14 protein-coding genes are annotated in these 15,102 nt (G+C 45.4%); 2 read left to right on the top strand and 12 right to left on the bottom strand.

The window, feature by feature from the left end:
* The first annotated feature begins 74 nt into the window (after positions 1-74).
* Complete coding sequence (locus tag Ami103574_RS08495; RefSeq protein ID WP_163066558.1) at positions 75-269, top strand: hypothetical protein; 195 nt, start codon at positions 75-77, stop codon at positions 267-269.
* Between the two features lie 90 nt (positions 270-359).
* Here Ami103574_RS08495 and rpmB read toward each other — a convergent pair whose 3' ends face one another.
* The 4 genes from rpmB to Ami103574_RS08475 form a co-directional block, all read right to left on the bottom strand.
* A complete protein-coding gene (gene rpmB, locus Ami103574_RS08490) occupies positions 360-551 on the bottom strand; it encodes a 50S ribosomal protein L28 (protein WP_163066555.1) in 192 nt (63 codons plus the stop codon).
* A gap of 155 nt (positions 552-706) precedes the next feature.
* Complete coding sequence (gene nrdG / locus Ami103574_RS08485; RefSeq protein ID WP_163066554.1) at positions 707-1,243, bottom strand: anaerobic ribonucleoside-triphosphate reductase activating protein; 537 nt, start codon at positions 1,241-1,243, stop codon at positions 707-709.
* Positions 1,212-3,560: an anaerobic ribonucleoside triphosphate reductase gene (locus Ami103574_RS08480; protein WP_163066553.1), complete on the bottom strand. Its 2,349-nt coding sequence runs from the start codon at positions 3,558-3,560 to the stop codon at positions 1,212-1,214. Before Ami103574_RS08480 ends, nrdG begins: the two co-directional genes overlap by 32 nt.
* A 352-nt stretch (positions 3,561-3,912) precedes the next feature.
* Positions 3,913-4,446, bottom strand: a complete 534-nt coding sequence (locus Ami103574_RS08475) for a GNAT family N-acetyltransferase (RefSeq protein WP_163066552.1) — start codon at positions 4,444-4,446, stop codon at positions 3,913-3,915.
* A 162-nt stretch (positions 4,447-4,608) separates the two neighbouring features.
* Between Ami103574_RS08475 and Ami103574_RS08470 the strand changes: the two genes are divergently transcribed.
* Entirely contained in the window at positions 4,609-6,033 is a 1,425-nt protein-coding gene (locus Ami103574_RS08470; RefSeq protein WP_163066551.1) for a zinc-binding metallopeptidase family protein, read from the top strand.
* Positions 6,034-6,132: 99 nt separating this feature from the next.
* Here Ami103574_RS08470 and Ami103574_RS08465 read toward each other — a convergent pair whose 3' ends face one another.
* From Ami103574_RS08465 to Ami103574_RS08430, 8 genes are all read right to left on the bottom strand, one after another.
* Positions 6,133-7,002, bottom strand: coding sequence for a GGDEF domain-containing protein (locus tag Ami103574_RS08465; RefSeq protein ID WP_163066550.1), 870 nt, complete (start codon positions 7,000-7,002; stop codon positions 6,133-6,135).
* Positions 7,003-7,256: 254 nt separating this feature from the next.
* Positions 7,257-9,329 (bottom strand): methyl-accepting chemotaxis protein, encoded by a 2,073-nt coding sequence (locus Ami103574_RS08460; protein WP_163066549.1) that lies wholly within the window; start codon positions 9,327-9,329, stop codon positions 7,257-7,259.
* 472 nt (positions 9,330-9,801) lie between these two features.
* Positions 9,802-11,520 carry a methyl-accepting chemotaxis protein gene (locus Ami103574_RS08455; RefSeq protein WP_163066548.1) on the bottom strand — a complete coding sequence of 573 codons (1,719 nt, stop codon included), beginning with the start codon at positions 11,518-11,520 and terminating at the stop codon, positions 9,802-9,804.
* Positions 11,521-11,552: 32 nt separating this feature from the next.
* Positions 11,553-12,656: an A/G-specific adenine glycosylase gene (mutY, locus tag Ami103574_RS08450; RefSeq protein ID WP_163066546.1), complete on the bottom strand. Its 1,104-nt coding sequence runs from the start codon at positions 12,654-12,656 to the stop codon at positions 11,553-11,555.
* 42 nt (positions 12,657-12,698) lie between these two features.
* The gene (locus Ami103574_RS08445; RefSeq protein ID WP_163066544.1) at positions 12,699-13,040 is read right to left on the bottom strand and encodes a cupin domain-containing protein; all 342 of its coding nucleotides are present in this window, start codon (positions 13,038-13,040) and stop codon (positions 12,699-12,701) included.
* Positions 13,041-13,268: 228 nt separating this feature from the next.
* Positions 13,269-13,466: a CDIF630_02480 family spore surface protein gene (locus Ami103574_RS08440; protein WP_163066542.1), complete on the bottom strand. Its 198-nt coding sequence runs from the start codon at positions 13,464-13,466 to the stop codon at positions 13,269-13,271.
* A gap of 132 nt (positions 13,467-13,598) precedes the next feature.
* Positions 13,599-13,823 (bottom strand): DUF6485 family protein, encoded by a 225-nt coding sequence (locus tag Ami103574_RS08435; protein WP_163066540.1) that lies wholly within the window; start codon positions 13,821-13,823, stop codon positions 13,599-13,601.
* A 50-nt stretch (positions 13,824-13,873) separates the two neighbouring features.
* The gene (locus Ami103574_RS08430) at positions 13,874-14,965 is read right to left on the bottom strand and encodes a putative NPN-dependent ornithine cyclodeaminase (protein ID WP_163066538.1); all 1,092 of its coding nucleotides are present in this window, start codon (positions 14,963-14,965) and stop codon (positions 13,874-13,876) included.
* Positions 14,966-15,102: the final 137 nt, after the last annotated feature.

The following is a 15,102-nucleotide window of genomic DNA, read 5'->3' as shown; positions in this document are numbered from 1 at the left end:
ATAAAACGACTAATCTGAATTTTTCTTGGCACCTATCGGCGGTTAACCGCATAAGCTATATGGGGTGTAATATCATGGGAAACAAGCAATACGGCTGTGGAAAGCCGGCAAGAAATCATGGCAACTGCAAAAAAAGCGACTCCAAGAATCTGGCATTCATCATGATTGTTTTTGGCTTGGTATCGGTCTGCGCTTTTTTCCTGCCTATAAAAGCCTGGATTCTACTGCTGGGCGGGTTGCTGGTGTACTGCGGCTTGAAGCTGCGATAACTTGCTGGCAAGGCCCGACGGCCGAAACAACTCACACATACATACAAAAAGACCTGCTATACAGCAGGTCTAATTTTTTCTATCTTATGATTAGATGGCACGGTTTACTTTGTTGGATCGGATGCATCTTGTGCATACGTTAGCTCTTCTGACAGTTCCGCTATCATTGATTCGAACTGACTGAATATTTGCATTCCATTTTCTTTTGGTATGCCTGTTTGAATGGGATACATTGTTTCCAGAAACCTGTCCTTTACCACAAACTTCACATTTTCTTGACATCTTGCCGCACCTCCTTTAAATATCTTAAGCAATTAAGCATTTTTTCAAATCCTTCGAATGAACTCGAACAAGCGATATTATATCACAACTATTCTCTCTTGTACAAGGCTTTTTTACATATTTCGTAAATTATTTTACCAATGGTAACGATTCTTTTAAGTAGCCAGTACTAACTGCCCCTGTTTTCTGGTAGCCTTCATGTCGATAACCCGCTGGTTCTGACTCCCGCGAAACTGTAAAGTCAAATCTTTTTCAGCGAGAATAAATCGGCCATCAATCAAATAATCAGTCCGGGCCAGCAGGTCGCCTACAGCTGGTTCCTTTTCTGCCATGGCTTCCAGCTCCTCCAGGGTGTAACCGGAAAACAATACCACATCTAGACCCCTTTCCTGAACTTGCCGGGCCAATTCAGCACAAGCCCTTGGTTGACACAGGGGTTCTCCGCCGCTGAGGGTTACTCCCGTCAGCAGCGGGTCCTTATCCACCTCTGCCAAAATCTTAGCGATGCTGCAATCATAGCCTCCTGCAAAATCATGAGTATGGGGATTGTGACAGCCAGGGCAGTCATGGGGACAACCCTGACAGAAAACCGTAAAGCGGATACCCGGCCCGTCTACGATGGACTCCCGTATCACCCCAGCAATTCGCAGGGTCTCTGTCTTAGATGGATTCCATTTGTCCTGTTGACACATCGTGTTTCACTCTCTCTTTTTCTTCTGCCTGCTTGGCGTTGTTGAACCGATCCACAGTACCTACCAGATAGCCGGTAATCCGTCTGATTCGCTCAAAGCCGGTATCCGAATCTTCTTCCGTCCGGTGGCACAGCGGGCATTCGTTATCAATGATGCCGGTATAGCCGCATACCGGGTCCCGATCTACCGGGTGGTTGATGGATCCGTAACCCACGCCGCTCTCCTTCATGTAGCGAACTACTTGCTCGAAAGCATCCAGATTCTTACACGGATCCCCATCCAACTCCACATAGGAGATATGACCACCGTTCGTCAGAGAATGGTACGGAGCTTCCAGCTTAATCTTTTCAAAAGCGGAAATCGGATAATATACTGGCACGTGGAAGGAATTGGTGTAGTATTCCCGATCCGTGACACCGTCGATAATCCCGTATCTAGCTTTATCCATGCGCACAAAGCGTCCGGATAAGCCTTCCGCCGGAGTGGCAATCAAGGAATAGTTAAAGCCTGTCTTTTTAGTTTCTTCATCACAGCGTTTGCGCATGTAGCCAATGATGTTCAGACCCAAGTTCTGCGCTTCTATCGTCTCGCCATGGTGGCTGCCAATAAGTGCTTTTAGGCATTCAGCCAGGCCGATAAAGCCTACCGTCAGGGTCCCATGTTTTAAAACCTCGCCTACGCTGTCGTTAGGCTTCAGCTTGCCAGAATCCAGCCAAATCCCCTGTCCCATGAGAAATGGATAATTTTTAACCTTTTTAGAAGCCTGGATGTAATAGCGTTCCAACAGCTGATCAAAGACCAGTTGCAGCTTCCTCTCCAAATCTTCAAAGAAAATATCCAGGTTTCCATTCGCTTTAATAGCCATCCGCGGCAAGTTAATAGAGGTAAAGCTCAGGTTTCCGCGGCCGCCCACCACCTGACGTTCTGGATCATATGCGTTAGCCATAACTCTGGTCCGGCAGCCCATGTAAGCCACTTCGGTGTCCGGGTCTCCCTCTTTATAAAACTGTCGATTAAACGGCGCATCGATAAAGGAGAAGTTCGGAAACAGCCGCTTGGCCGACACTCTGCAAGCCAGCTTAAACAAGTCATAGTTGGGCTCTCCTGGATTATAGTTAACTCCTTCTTTCACTTTAAAGATGTGAATAGGGAAAATGGCCGTCTCGCCGTTACCCAGTCCAGCTTCGGTAGCCAGCAAAATATTTTCGATGACCAATCGACCTTCTGGTGTGGTATCTGTACCGTAATTGATGGAGCTGAATGGAATCTGCGCTCCAGCCCTAGAATGCATCGTATTCAGGTTATGTACAAAGGCTTCCATCGCCTGATAAGTAGCCCGCCGCACTTCCTGGTCGGCATATTTCTGCGCCCTTTTCTGAAGTTTAGGGATATCTGCCGTTTCCACTCGGTCAGCCAACAGCTCCGCTTCCTTCTCCTTGTAGGCACTATCATCTCCCATAGCCGGATATAAGCCTTCCTGCTCTTCAATCTTACGGCCCATGGTCTTAGCAGACTCCACGCCGTCTTCGATATCATAGAGAATGTTCATCAGCTTACCCAGGTTGCTCCAGTACAATTTCTTATACGTCTTTTTCACGCCATCGGCCATGCCGTAATCAAAGTTCGGCACGCTCTGTCCGCCGTGCTGATCGTTCTGATTGGACTGAATAGCAATGCAAGCCAGAGCCGCATAACTCTGAATGTCATTCGGCTCTCTTAAAAATCCATGCCCCGTAGAAAATCCCCCTCTAAACAGGTGAATCAAGTCAATCTGGCAACAGGTGGTGGTAAGAGTCAGAAAATCCAAGTCGTGAATATGAATGTCTCCCTCCGTATGCGCTTTGGAATGCTTCGGATTCAGCACGTACATCTCATAAAACTGTTTGGCACCCTCGGACCCGTACTTGAGCATGGTTCCCATGGCCGTATCTCCATCGATGTTGGCATTTTCCCGCTTAATATCGTTTTCTTTGGCTTCCTTAAAAGTCAGGTCTTCATAGATTTTCATCAGTCTCGTGTTCATCTCTCGAATTCTGGTCCGCTCAGCTCGGTATAAGATGTATTCCTTGGCCGTTCTAGCGTGACCATTCTCGATGAGAATCTTCTCCACCGCGTCTTGTATCTCTTCTACAGTAGGAGCCTCCGTATGCTTGATTTCAATCAGATAAAGCTCAGCCTGTCTAGCTAAATATCTAGACATCTCATAGTCATGCCCCCCTAAGACTTGAGCTGCCTTGTAAATGGCAGCAGCAATTTTATCGATGTCAAATCGAGCCGTGCGGCCATCCCGCTTTTTAATGTGTTTAATCGTATCCATTGTCTCCTCCTGTTATGCTTTTACTCTTTTAAAAGCAATATAAATGCAAAACCCCGTTTTTCAACGTTTCACAAGATATATTGTTATTATCCGTCATATCTGGGGCGACTTCCACTATATCTAGTGTGGCCCCAATAAAAATTATACCCGTTAAAGCCGCAAAGTCAAGTAAGAAAATCAGAGTTTTATCTTATTTGCTCCCATAGTTTTCCTGAAAGCCTTTGTATGACTTTAACGCAGGACCAAAAAAATTTTCACCATGAAAATAGCACAGAGTACATACCTTGTCCCAGGAGCAGGACTACGTTGTCCTTTACTCTGTGCTCTTGTAAAGCCGTGTCGCTTTTTTACTTTATTTATCTCGAATCTTGCCGTAATACTCTGACCTCAGAAGAGATAAGAGATACAAATCATAATATCTGCCGTCCTTTTTACAAGCGTTTCGTGCCACGCCCTCTGGACGAAAGCCTAGCTTTCTATAAAGGGCCGCCGCTACATCATTGCCCTCAAAGTGATCCAGCGTTACCCGTTCCATGTGGAGGTTTACGAAACAATATTCCAAGAGCATCCTCAAGGCTTCTTCCCCATAGCCCTTCCCCCGATTGTCGTGATTTCCTATGTATATGCGAGTGATGTCCAGGGAATCACTCTCCTCATCTATACGGCTGATGTAAATTCGTCCGATGGGCTGGTCCTCCTGGCAAATGGTATACTGTAATTTTGTTTTGTCTACCTCTCTGGAAACAAACTCTCGAACGATGTCTTCATAACTCCGGTCGGAATTCATACTGAAAAACCTGGTCACCAAAGGGTCTGTTTCCCACTTGGCAAAAAGCTCACAATCACTGAAAATAGTAGGTCGTACTGTAATGTTTATGGATTCCATGCTCATTCCTCCTTCTGAATGCTTCCCTCACTTTAAATTATGAAGATTTTATTAAATGGCTGTAAAAATTTTTAACATTGTGTTATGATAATCAGGCACATTATTATTATAATGGAAAATACTTAAAATAGAAAGCGTTTAATACGATAATAGGAGCAGTTTATGAAAAAAATAGTAGCGATATGTCTCATCAGCTTGTTGACGATGCTGTCCTTTACAGGCTGTTTCTTCAACAAGAGCGAGACAGAGTTTGAAGAAACACTGAATACTCAACTGGATATCATTTATCAAGATCTGCTGAAAAATCTTCCCAATACTGCCGATTTGGAAGCCTGTCAAGAATACTTAATAGATTGGGCTGGAGCCCGGAATATACCAGTGTCTTACGACAAGCAAAATAACGTCATCATGTCCAAAAAGGCTACTGCCGGATATGAAGAGGCTCAGACCACCACCTTCCAATGCTCCATCGGCATCGGTGACCCTGCTCAGCAGTATCAGGCTATGGCCACCGCCCTTTACTTAATCGATCAGGTGGAAAACCACGGCTTTGTTCGAGTCCTGTTTACCGCCGCCACAGATACCGAGTTCCCCGGTGCTCAGTATATCAGCGCCAACTACCTGCGGGGTGACAACCTAATCAACTTAACTTGGGCGGAAAAGACCAGCTTCACCGTAGGAAGTGCCGGTACCGCCGAATATGATTTTTCCAAGCAGCTGCAATGGATTGAACCGACTTATCCCAACGCCTATGAGCTCTCCATCAAAGGTCTGAATGGAGGCAGCTCTGGCATTACCTCCGGCAGCCATCCTAATCCCATCAAGCTTATTGGAGACTTCTTGGCTTCCGCCAAGAGCAAGGGCGTTCTCATCGAGCTAGCCTCCTTTAATGGCGGTGAAGATACCGCTCAATATCCAACTGGTGCCACTGCTGTGGTGCTGATTAATGATAATGATGTCAACCGTTTCCAAAAATGGTTTGACAATGATGCCTCTAAATTTAAAGATAACTACGGCGATATTGAGGAGAATTACACCTATACCCTGACCCCGGTTGCTCCTCCGGCCTACGTCATCTCTAAGGACGACAGCACCAACGTATTCAGTCTGTTATACACCATGATTAACGGCATCTACCAGAAATCTGATGAAGGCAACATTGTAGCAACCTCCAATATCGGCACAATCCGTACGGATACAGGAAACTTAGATGTAACCATCTGTGCCCGCAGCCAAACGGAAGAAGCCTTGGCTGAAATTTCTTCTACCTTTGAAATTATCTGCGGCCTTAACGATGAATCCTACAAGATTACGGATCAGTTCCCGATCTGGACTGCTCAGGAGGATAGTCCTTTGCAACTTCATCTGACCGAACTGTTTCAGACGGAATTTAACAAGGAAATTAAACACAAGTCCATCATGCAAAATACAGAATGTGCCATCTTTAAAAGCCGGGTGCCATACTTAGATGTCCTCTCCATGAGCGTCAATTTTGAAAACGGAATTCAAGAAATTGGCGTGTTACAACGATTCCTGGAGAGCTCTAACACCCCTTGGACTCCTGCGGCTGAAGAGAAAAACAGCTAATGGTACTTCCCAAGCAAAGAAGAGAATAGAAGGGACTCAAAAGCCTCTGACAGTCCGTTCACTTCATGTGAATCGGATAGCCAGAGGCTTTTTTTTAAATTACTTACCTACTTGTGCCACCCGCAGGTTAAAATAAAGTCGACCGATGAAGTCATCAGGCTCGTCTTCTGGCTCCAGAGAGGCTACGCCATGGGTAACGTGAATAGTCAGCTTCACATCTCTCACTTCCAGCGGTGTGCCCGTCACGTCCTCCTGAATCTGCCTGCAAATGTGCTCAATTTCATCCGCTGTCTTATTGATGAAAAAAAGTCCCATCTCATCTGGTCCCAAGCGGCCGGCGATACCGCCCTGAGCCTCAGCGTGCTGCTCTAGTATATCAGCTATATGCTGCAAGACTTTATTCCCTACCATATACCCATACATAGAATTTACTAAAGTGTAGTCGTCAATATCTATAGCAATTCCGGTCAGGGTATTGAACGCAATTTCTTTTTGTAGGAAGATGCCGATATAATTTTTTATGTAATCCAAATTGTAACTGCCCGTCAGGATATCTCTCACTGCCAGTTCGTTAAACTGAGATACCATCTCTTCTACATTTTTATTTTCTGCCCGGTAATAATTGAAGCCAATCATGCTAGCGGTGATGTCTTTAATTAACTCCATAGCCAACATCTTGTCCTCAATCTTGATGGGCCTGGAAATGACCAGCAACACCTTTCCCTGGAGAAATTCCAGTTTCACATACTGCCGCTGCTTTACGTAAGAATGCCTGGATACGCAGTTTGGACAGGCCTTTTCCCGGCCCCAGGCCTCATAGCAAAGGCTTTCTTTTTTATTTAGGTGATTTTCTTTATCATATTCAAAAACCTCGTGGCTCATGGGATCAATCAGCCGATAAAAATCAAAGATGCTTTCCCCTGAGCAATAGGGTTTAATGGATTCACTCATATCTTTCAACTCAAACATTTCAGACCTCCTTTTCATGGGAATCATACAGCTTTTCAGCCCTTGTCCATCTCTTATTTAGATTCTATCATATCCAGCAAATAAATTCTCAAAAATTTTGAATAATTTTGAATAATTTGTTGCCCCGATCTGGCTAAGACGACAAAACAGGCTTATCCGTTTCTCCCATGCGGAATAAGCCTGTTTTGTCAATTATAAACGGTTATACGGGAGGAATAGCTCACCCGAATCTTTTTACTTCTAAACGGCTGCACCTATCCTCTGGTACGGAACTTGTCTACGGAATCTTTCAGAAGCTGCGCCTGCGCCGATAGCTGCTGGCTGGTAGCTGCACTCTCTTCTGCTGTGGCAGCATTGGTCTGCACCACTCGAGAAATTTGTTCAATTCCTGCGGTCACTTCCTCCAGAGACCTGGACTGAACATCGGTCTTAGCTGAAATTTCAGAAATAGCCGAAATAATCTCTTGTGTGCCCATAACGACACTGCCCAAGGAGATCGCTGTAATTTCTGCAAATTTAGCGCCCTCCTGTACAGAATTCATGGAGCTTTCAATCAGGCCGGTGGTATCCTTAGCCGCTTCTGCACTCTTAGAAGCCAGGTTTCTCACTTCGTCAGCCACTACAGCAAAGCCCTTTCCGGCCTCCCCTGCTCTGGCTGCTTCAACTGCTGCATTCAAGGCCAGAATGTTGGTCTGGAATGCAATATCTTCAATGGTCTTGATGATATTACCAATCTGCGAAGATGTAGCGGTAATCTCATCCATAGCTCTTAAAAGTTCATTCATCTGCCGATTGCTGTTTTCTAACTCAGCACCTACAGATTCTGCTTTATCATTCGCGTCATTCGCGTGTTTGGAGCTCTCTTTCACCTGTTCCGTGATTTCCATAACCTTAGCCGACAGTTCCTCTACGGAGCTTGCTTGCTCCACTGCCCCTTGACTCAAGGCTTGAGACCCCTCTGAGAACTGTTCCGCTCCGCTGGCTACTAGGTCAGCAGAGGTTCGAATCTCTACGAAGGTCTGATTTAGGGAATCCAGTATATGGTTCAAATCCATCTTTATTTTGTTGAAGTCTCCAATGAAATCCTGGTCAATGCTAATCGCTAAGTTTCCATCCCCTACGTTTTTCAAAATAGTTGAAATTTCGTTGATATGTCCGTTAAGGGTGGCGGAAGTTTCGGCAAATATTCGAGCCAAGACGCCTAACTCATCCTTGCTACAGGCATTTCCTTCCTGATCACAAGTTAAATCGCCGCCTTTCATCTTTTCAGCCAGGCACATAACTGCACCTACCGGAGCCAAGCTCCGCTTTACGGTAAGAGAGCTGATTACCACTAAGATAATTAGTCCCATCACACCGATGCCGCCCAAAGCCAAAAGCATACGTGTCACAGAACTCTCTACTTCACTCTTGCTGACCACAAAAGCACTGGACCAGTTTACATCCGTTCCCGCCAGTTGAAGAGGTTTATGTATGATAAGGGCTTTCTTATTATTATCATATGGGTTGTCAAATTCGCTGGTGACCGCTTCACCTTTGTTCACCGCGGATTCAATGTCTTTATTGTTTGAAATAGATGTAGGCACAGCTCCTACGGCCTTCCCATCCTTGGTATGGGCCATACAAAAGCCTTGGCTGGTGACGATATAGCTATATGAGGCCTTATATTCTCCATTAGCAAAATTTAAATCGCTGATGTTCCCCATATCAATATCACAATTCGCCACACCCAGGAACTCTCCCTGATCGTTGACCACTGGGCTGCTCAAGGTGATGAGCCAAATCGTCTCCCCGTTAGTCAACTGATACTCGTAGGGCTCTGTTACATGAGTAGACAAGTTTTCCTTGGCCGGCAGATAATATTCCGCCTCCCCATAAGAATCAAAATCATTCAAAATGTCCAGCTTGGTGCTGGTCCCATCCCGGTATACATAATAGGATAACCCATTTGGCGTATCCGGCATATATTTATTGGGTTCAAAAGCATAGTAAGCAGAAAAAATTTTATCATTGCTTTCGAGCACGCCTTCCAGCGATTCAATAAGCATCTTGTGCTCATTTTCCTTATCTAGCAGCTGAAACCGCTGAACCTCTTGGGATAAGGCTTGGGAAAAGATGTTCATACTGTCCAAATAAGACAAGACAGCTTTTGAATTGGCATCAGCGATGTAATTCAATTCCTTTTGGGTCATTTTATTAACTGTCGCCCCTGTTAAAAAACTCAGGCTGGTACACATGATGACCATAACAATTAGTATGACCACCGCCATCATAATGGGTATCTTTACCGCTAGCTTGTTCCTCCACAAAATCTTTCCTTCATTCATATTTTTTTCTCCTTCCACCTATTATTAAATACGAAACAATAAGCCTTCTTTTCTTCATTCCCCCATTAAAAATAAATGACGAGGCGTGTCTATTCCTCCCACGTTAATAAGATTTCAAGAACATTATAGCCTTTTATGTCGTTAAACGCAACCAAATAAACGGCTCCCCGGTGCTCGCCGCTTTTTTTAATGTAAAAAGAAAAAACAAAGAAAAAAATCTCGGTAAAATAAAGTTGCCGCAGGAGATCAGCAGCCCAATTGTGAACGCCTTATATGGATTCCTTCTTGGCCTTAGCAGGAATAATTGTGGCAAATGTAAAAACAAAGGCAAATATATACCAGATATCTTCGAAGCAGAAACATAAGGCTTCGGTCCGCCTCTGTTATAATACAAAAAAGCGGGATGAATTCTATCAATTCATCCCGCTCCTTCTAATCCGGTACGCCATGGCCATGCCTAGCGGCTTCTGCTTTATGAGTTTAGCTCTTGCAATTTAAAATTCTGTATATAGCCCTTTAAGATCTGAGCTTGCCTGGATAGTTCTTCGCTGGCCGCGGCGCTCTCTTCCGAAGTGGCCGCATTGGTCTGTACTACCATGGAAATCTGCTCTACACCGGCATTAATTTCCACGATGGACACCGCTTGTTCCCTGGACGCATCAGCAATTTTATCAATCAGAGAAATCGCTTCCCGGGTAATCCGTGCACTTTCTCCCAAAGATGCAGCCGTCTGGTCAGAAAGCTCCGAACCGTTTTCAACGGCCTCCAAAGTCTGCTGAATCAATGCCGTCGTATTCTTCGCCGCCTCTGCGGATTTGCCAGCCAAATTACGCACCTCGTCAGCTACCACGGCAAAGCCCTTTCCAGCCTCCCCAGCCCGAGCAGCTTCTACCGCTGCATTCAAAGCCAAAATATTGGTCTGGAAGGCAATGTCTTCAATGATTTTAATAATCTTAGAGATTTCAGCAGATTTAACAGTGATTTGGCCCATGGCTTCTACCATGCTGCTCATCTGCTGGTTGCTGTTTGACAGCTCCTTTCCTGCCTGATCTGCCTTTTCTCGAGCTAACTTGGCATTTTGTGCATTATGCTCGATATGCTGGCCGATTTCTGCAAAAGCTGCTGACAGCTCTTCTACTGAACTAGCCTGCTCTGTAGCTCCCTGAGAAAGTTCCGAAGCACCCTGAGCCATTTGCTCTGAGCCAGTAGCTACTTGATCTGCTAACTGATTAATCTGCCCCATGGTCACATTGAGCCGCGACAAGAGGGCCTGCATATTCTCTTTCAGTTTCTTAAATTGACCTACGTATTCCCGCTGCAATTCAACTGTTAAATCGCCATTGGCAATATCCAGCAGGGAATCGGATATCTCGTCGATGTAGCCCTGATAGTTGACCAACTGGTCAATGGTCCTCCTGAAAGAATTTGCTAAATTCCCGACTTCATCCTTAGATTGAACGTCCAAATCCACTTGAAAGTCCCCATCAGCAATCTGATGAGCCCCTTTGGTAATCTTTTGGATAGGCTTTACAATAGAAGTGGCTATCAGATAAACGATAGCAGCTATCACCAACAAAATCCCAGCGATGGAAAGCGCCACCATTTTAACAGTTGATACGGTCCCCTGATCTACAATCTGATCTATGTACGCCGTGGTCACACCCACAAAGTAAACGCCAATAATCTCGTTATTTTCATCCAGCATCGGTGCATATCCGGTCATGTAGGATTGATTCAATATATTGGCTTCACCATAATAATTCTGGCCCTTGGCAATAGCTTCATAAGCCGCTCCGCTGGTATCCAGAGTAGTCCCAATAACTCGATCGCCTTTTTCATCGGTAATGGTCGTCAACACTCGCCTGTAATCGCTGCCTTCTTTGGCAAATATGGTCACGACCACATCCATTTTTTCTGCCAGCTGGTCCACGCACTCGTAGCGGCCATCGATGGCCTGTCCTTCTTTATCCACGAGAACCCCGTCTTTAGCGAGACGGATAGAACCCAGCTGCTCTTTTAAATACAACTGGAGCATGTTGTTCGCCCCATTTAACTGCTTCTGAACTTGCGTATCAATCATGTTTTCTGTGATCTTAAAGCTCTCCAAAAGACCTATCGTCACTGTAATCAGCGTGGAGGATACCACAAGTATCAGCACCAGCAAAATCATTTTTCCCTTTAAACTCTTCATATATTAAGTATCGCTCCTCCAAATCTCTGCATTCACTCTTCCTCCAATGACTTTGTATAGGCCTGAAAGGCCGTAGGAATAGAATACTCCTGCTGTATCTCTTCTTTCGTAACCCATGTGAAGGGGGAAGCCCCCCTCTCGTCAACCTCTCCGGTCACCAAAAAACCTTTCATGTGCCATTCTATATGGCTGAAAATATGTTTAGAAGCCGCCAGCGGTGTTATGCTCACCGCCTGTATGCCCATATCTTTTAAAAGTTCCCGGCTCTCTTCTGGTTTTAAGTGTCCCTCTCGGTTTGGAAATTCCCATAGGTTGGGTAATAATCCGCCAGACTTCCTCTTTTGCAAGGCATACCGCTCCTGCCAGGCAATCACAAAAACGGTCTTTTCTTCTATCCGCCGTTTCTTCTTCGGTATCTTCACCGGAATAAGGGCAGTCAGTTCTTGCCTGTATGCTTTGCAATGGGCCTGAACGGGACAGTCCGGACATTTTGGCTGACCGTTTGGCAGACAAATCCCCGCGCCCAGATCCATCAACCCTTGATTGAAATTTCCTGGTTCTTCTGGTGAAACCAGCTTTTCCATAAAGGCCTGCATTTTTTTCTTGTGAGCCCCTTGGTTTATGTCCTCATAACTAGCCAACAGTCGCGCCATAATCCGCAGCACATTTCCATCCACCGCCGGAACCGCCCGGCCAAAAGCAATAGAGGAAATGGCCCCTGCCGAGTAAGGCCCAATCCCCGGAAGCGCCAGCAGTGCCTCCCGATCTGGGGGCAGCTGGCCTCCATACTGACTCATCAGCACTTGGGCTGTCTTCTTCAAATTCAGAGCCCGGTTGTAATATCCCAGACCTTGCCACAGTTTCAGCAGCTTATCCTCTGTCACCTCGGCCAAAGCCGGTATGTCTGGCAACGCTTCCATGAACCGCTGAAAGTAAGGAATCACCGTATCCACTCTGGTCTGCTGCAGCATCATCTCCGATATCCAAACCCGATAAGGAGAAGGCTGGCTTCTCCAGGGGAGAACTCTGGCATTTTTATGATACCAGTTCAGCAGATCCTTTTGAAATTGTGCTGGAACTTCCAGCTCTGGAAATCCTTCTGCTGCGCTGTCCAAAATAAACCTTTTCTTATTCATACCTTTCATCCCTACATCCAAAACCCGTGAAAACTAAACCTCCTACTGAGGAAAAACGACTACCAGCATCATCTTAAAGGTCTCTTGTGCATAGACCGCATGAGGCTTTTTTGCCGGCATAATCAGCGTCTCTCCGGCATGAAGTAAATAGTCCTTCCCGTCTACGGTAAACCGTCCGGTGCCTTCTAATACGGTAACCATAGCGTCTCCGTTGGAATCATGTGAACTGATCTCCTCTCCTTTGGCAAAGGCAAACAAGGTAATACTTACAGCCGAATTTTGTGCCAAAGTCTTGCTGACCACCTGTCCAGCCATAATCTCCACCTGTCCAGCCAACGAAACCACTTCTTCGTGATTGATATTTTTAATACATACATTGCTCATATAATTTATCCTCCTATTTTCCTTACATCCTTCTCTTACATCCTAATGCCCGCCAAGCTTTTATAAATGAAGGCTTCTCCAGAGAAAAAGCCTCCAGGCGAGTGATACAGCTTGCTGTTGTATAACTTATACCCGATGTCGCCGACAGCAAACAGCAAAGTCTCTACTTATTTTCTAGGCTTTCTGTGGCTGCTCGTCTTTCAGTAAAGGCTGCCATTTCTCTGCCTTTTATAGTTGGCTGCCGTTGTCTACCCAGTCCTTTGCTTCCTCCACCGCCCGCTCCGATGGAATGGTCATATTGGTATCCTCTACGATCCAGGCTGTATCCGTCAAGGCTGCTGTTCGGTTGCTGCCGGCATTTTCTATATGCTCTGCCAGCCGTTGTCCTTTCAGCTCATGTTTTGCTAAATTTATTTCTTTTTTCATCGCTCTTCCTCCTCTTGTAATAATTTTTATAACAGTCTTACAATGACCAAAAAAGAGGTTATTATGCTCTTTTATCTAAAAAGCAAAAAAGAGTGCCTTATTGACAGATAAGACACTCTCTTCAATCTAAAGCTATGAAGTTATACGTTTATTCTTCAAGTAAAAGTCGGTAAAGCTCTCCAGCGTAAACTCGCTGAGTTCAGAAATATCCTCCCGCACCAGATGAAAAAAACAACTAGGAATTTCTCCCTCTCGAAGGTTTTTCTTGATACAGGGATCACACCCTAAATCGTGATTGCAGGGATTTAACTTGCACGCCGTGTCTGTACATGTACAGAAATGTTCACGTTCTGCCATCGTTCTTCCTCCTTATTCTTCACCGTGTATACAAATGGTCTTTACTATGTTTACAGGCCCAGACCCTTGCAGAGGTTTCCTACAAAATCCTGCACGTTGGTCACGATTCCTCTTGCTCCCAGACTGCCTCGGTCTCCCAACTTGTTGACAGCAAATTCTGCCGTATCTACCGTGTAGAAATAGACTTCTCGGATGGTTCCATCTGCCAAGACTCTATAGGTAGGAGTCATGTTGCCAGAGGCAATGGTGTGAAGGGTGGTAGCCATGCCAATGACCGTAGTGGCCTTTCTCAGATGAGCTCGCATGGCATCCTGTCCGTCATAAGTATGTTCATATACATCCGGCAGCGGTCCGTCGTCTCGGATGGAACCGTTGAGTACAAAAGGAACCTCACTTTTCACCATACTGTACATGATACCGTCCTGAATGTTCTCCTTCTCAATGAAATTCGCGACGGAGCCATGAAGGTTCACCTTGTTGATGGTATCAATGTGGTTGTAATGCCCGTTGAAGTGCGGCCGCTGTGTATACAGGTCCTGGCCCAGAGCCGTACCCAAAAGGCCTGCTTCTAAATCGTGGGTAGCAAGAGCATTTCCCGCTAAAAGTGCATGAACGTACCCGTTTTCAATCAATTTTGAAAAACACTTTCTGGCTTCTAAATCAAAGGTACAGGCTGGGCCCAGAACCCAAACCACATAACCATTTTCCTTCTCGTGCTTCAACAAACCATTTATATGGTCGTAGTCACAGGAAAAGCCCGTCTCTCTGCTCCTGCCCTGACGAAAGGCAAAGGCTTCCTGGTTCTTCTGTTCCTTCGAGCGGAAGCAATCTGCGTGAACATAGATACCTTCCTGACAGTTTTCCGTTCGCCCCATGACAACAGCATCTCCGCCCCGGATATTCCGGAATTCCCGCACGTAAATCTTTCCATTTTCATATATTGCCACACAGTCCATTCTGGAATCTTCTGCTAACAGCCATTTACCGTCGATTTTATAATATTCAGGGAAAATAGAGGTGGCGTGAAAGCCCAGAGGGGCTACCATGTCCTTCGGTGCGTGTTCTAAAATTACATCCGGAGAATTCACAAATTTGTCCAGCGAAAAATCCGGCTCACAATAGTCATTTAATTTAAACTGCATATCATCGTCCTTCTTACTTTTGCAAAATTTTTAGAATAAGTATACCACAAAACGCCTCCCTATCCAAGGGCAGATGGGCAGTTTTTCAAACTTTTCCAAGGCTGCTTGATGTATTCTCATCAATGCATTCATTATAT

It is taken from the genome of Aminipila butyrica (assembly GCF_010669305.1).
GTDB lineage: Bacteria > Bacillota > Clostridia > Peptostreptococcales > Anaerovoracaceae > Aminipila > Aminipila butyrica.
The sequence above is the reverse complement of the archived record's forward strand: the minus strand, read 5'-3'. Positions and strand labels throughout refer to the sequence as shown.